The sequence below is a fragment of the Peribacillus sp. SIMBA_075 genome (genome assembly GCF_046534585.1).
The window spans coordinates 1-245 of record NZ_JAWRYN010001343.1 but is presented as its reverse complement, the minus strand read 5'-3'; the positions used below and the strand labels follow the sequence as shown (position 1 = coordinate 245).

Below are 245 nucleotides of genomic sequence, written 5' to 3'. Positions count from 1 at the left end.
ATTCATCATCAAAGATCGTTATATTCAAATGTCTGCCACAGGTAGTTATGAGGCAGAAGCGGTGTTTTTTGAAGTGCTGAGAAAAATCAGTCCTTGCTTCCTTGCCATGGACTTTGGATCAAAGAAGCACGGGTGGCTCAATCCGGTAAAAGTGAGGAATTTTGTTTAAAAAAATAAAATTGAACGTGAAATGTTGTATAATAGCCTTTTGTTTAGTACACTTTATACGAGACAACATGAAGGAG

At 37.1% G+C, this 245-nt stretch carries 1 protein-coding gene; it reads left to right on the top strand.

Features of this window, described 5'->3' with window-relative positions:
- The coding region (gene sirA / locus SB775_RS32710; protein ID WP_410865459.1) for a sporulation inhibitor of replication protein SirA at positions 1-169 on the top strand (169 nt) is incomplete at its 5' end.
- Between the last annotated feature and the right edge of the window lie 76 nt (positions 170-245).